2 protein-coding genes and 1 pseudogene are annotated in these 2,772 nt (G+C 73.8%); all 3 read right to left on the reverse strand.

The window, feature by feature from the left end:
- Positions 1-154: 154 nt before the first annotated feature.
- Positions 155-732, reverse strand: a pseudogene (fxsA, locus tag IH13_RS37535) (FxsA family membrane protein).
- A 92-nt stretch (positions 733-824) separates the two neighbouring features.
- Entirely contained in the window at positions 825-1,592 is a 768-nt protein-coding gene (locus tag IH13_RS0115040) for a polyprenol monophosphomannose synthase (RefSeq protein ID WP_031084667.1), read from the reverse strand.
- Positions 1,593-2,138: 546 nt separating this feature from the next.
- A partial coding sequence (locus tag IH13_RS0115045; RefSeq protein WP_037841408.1) for an amidohydrolase family protein occupies positions 2,139-2,772 on the reverse strand: 634 nt, incomplete at its 5' end.

Consider the following 2,772-nt stretch of genomic DNA (forward strand, 5'->3'; position numbering starts at 1 on the left):
AAGGTGTCACGGCCCGCGGCTCTCTGCCGTCCGCCCGACCGGGGCCGTGTGGGCCGGGGCCCGCGCCGGCCGCCGGGTGTGGCCGCCCTGCCGCCGGGAGCGGTCCGTGCCGGCGCACGTGCGCACGCGGCCGGCCGGGGCCGGAAGGGGCGCGTCAGCGGCCGAGCGGTGGCCGCTGGTCCCCGGCCCCGTCGTCCGGGCCCCGGCGGGTGTCGGTGCCGTCCTCGCGGATGACCTCGCCCTGGACGACCTTTCCGTCCGGCCGGTGCATCCTGGCCTGCTGGAAGGCGTCCGAGAGGCCTCCTGGGGCCGTCGTCCGCATCCGGCGTTCCAGCGAGCGTTCGGTGTACCGGCCCTGTCGATGTGTATAAGAGACAGGTCGGAGATCATGCCGGGGATCATCAGGAGCACACCCCCCAGCATGAGGAAGCCGTTGCCCTTGCCGCCGGTGGCCGCGGGCTTCCCGGTGGGCGGAGCGCCCGGCTGCCCGGGCATCTGCTGGAGCGTCTCGGTGAGGTTGCGGAAGGCCCTCCGCCCCGCCCGCTTGACGACCGCGGCACCGAGCACGGCGCCTGCGACCAGGAGCAGCAGTACGGTGAAGCCGTTGGCCGCCCCGGCGACCAGGGTGAGCAGCCAGATCTCCAGCACCAGCCAGGCGGCGAGGGCCAACGGCAGGAAGGTGCGGGCGCGCGAGCGTCGTGGACGGTTCGTGGGCTCAGTGCCGGTCGTCATGTCACCAGTGTGCCTGCCCCCGCGTCCGGACGGCGTAAGGGGGGTGATCATGAACGGGGGCCCGGCCGCGCCCGGCCGCGCACCGGCGGCGGTCAGGACTTCTTACGGCCCAGGAGCCTGTCCGCGCGGTCCGCGACGCCCCAGCTCGTGACCCGCCACAGAGCCTCGACCAGGATGTCGCGGCTCATCTTGGAGTCGCCGATCTCGCGTTCCACGAAGGTGATGGGCACCTCGACGACGTGGTAGCCGGCCTCCACCGCGCGCCGGGCCAGGTCGACCTGGAAGCAGTAGCCCTGGGAGGCGACCTCGTCGAGGCCGAGCCCGTGGAGGGTCGAGGTGCGGAAGGCCCGGTAGCCCCCGGTGACGTCCCGGACGGTGAGGCCCAGCAGCATCCGGGAGTAGAAGCTGCCGCCCCGGGAGATCATCTCGCGGTGACGCGGCCAGTTGACGACCCGGCCGCCGGGGACCCAGCGCGAGCCGAGCACCAGGTCGGCGCTCTTGAGCGCGGTCAGGAGCCGGGGCAGCTCCTCGGGCTGGTGGGAGCCGTCCGCGTCCATCTCGACGAGTACGCCGTAGTCGTGCTCGGAGCCCCAGCGGAACCCCGCCAGGTAGGCGGCGCCGAGGCCCTCCTTGCCCTTGCGGTGCAGCACGTGGATCCGGCCGTCGCCCGCGGCGAGCTCGTCGGCCACCTTGCCGGTGCCGTCGGGGCTGTTGTCGTCGGCGACCAGGATGTCGGCTTCCGGAACGGCGGCGCGCACCCGGGCGACGATCAGCTTGATGTTCTCGACCTCGTTGTAGGTCGGAATGATCACCAAGACCTTGCCGAGCGGGCCGAACTGCCTCTGACCGCCGTCGTTCACTACTGCCCCTTAATGTCCGTACGCAGGTGCACACCATATCCAGCGCGCGGCTGCCGGACCCCGACAAGGTCGGAAGGTGTCGTCACGGCGCTCCGGCCGGGCCGGGGAGAAGCGCGGATACGCGGGCAGAAGGGACGGAACTGCGGGTGGGGGCCCGGTGTCCTTCGGGCCGACCTGGGACCCGCTGGCTGCGGGTCGACCGAAAGCCGTTGTCTACTGAACCGCCGGGCCCCACCCGGGTCGCACCTGCCGTCCGGACGAGACCTTCCCTCGCCCCCGAGGCGCGGGCGCTGAACCTGGCTGTCAGTGGTGGTGTGCCGGTGCGGCACACCACCCCGTGACCCAGCGGCGTTCGACGACTGCGTGGAGGTCTGCCCGGCCGGACGTCCAGTGGTGGACCCGGCCGAACCTACCGGCCCCCGGCCGCTGTCTGTCAACACCCGTTCGACCTGCGGTTTCTGCTCAAAACGCCTGGTCAGTGCCTGGGCGCCGAAAGCCGCCGCGGAGTGCCCGCGCCTACGATCGGCGGTACGGAACGCCCCGACGTCACTCGTTCGGCCTCACATGAACGTTCCGGCCGCCGACCACGGTGCGCAGGCAGACCGGCAGGGCCTCCCCCGGGGTGAGATCGGGCAGGCCAGGGGTGCCGGAGCGGGGGTCGGTCGACCAGCGGGCGACCCGGTCGTCGGGGGCCTGGACCACCAGGTCACCCGTACGCCAGACGGCGTAGTCGGCCGGTGCCCCGGGGACGAGCACGCCCGCGTCGTCGCGGCCGACGGCCCGCCAGCCGCCCCGGGTGTGCGCGGTGAACCCGGCGCGGACCGAGACGCGGTGCTCCGGGGTCCGGTGGAAGGCGGCGGCGCGGACCGTCCCCCACGGGTCCAGCGGTGTCACCGGGCTGTCGGAGCCGAAGGCCAGCGGCACACCGGCCCGCAGCAGAGCCGCGTACGGGTTGAGCGTGGCGGCCCGTTCCGCGCCCAGACGCCGGGCGTACATCCCCTCCCCGCCGCCCCAGGCTGCGTCGAAGGCGGGCTGGACGGAGGCGGTGAGGCCGAGTTCGGCGAAGGCGGCGACGGTCTTCGGGGTGAGCATCTCGGCGTGCTCCACCCGGTGCCGGGCGGCGCGGACCCGGGCGAGCCCCAGGGTCTCGGCCGCGGCCCGTACGCCCGCCACGACGGCG

This window comes from Streptomyces sp. NRRL WC-3549 (assembly GCF_000721935.1).
GTDB lineage: Bacteria > Actinomycetota > Actinomycetes > Streptomycetales > Streptomycetaceae > Streptomyces.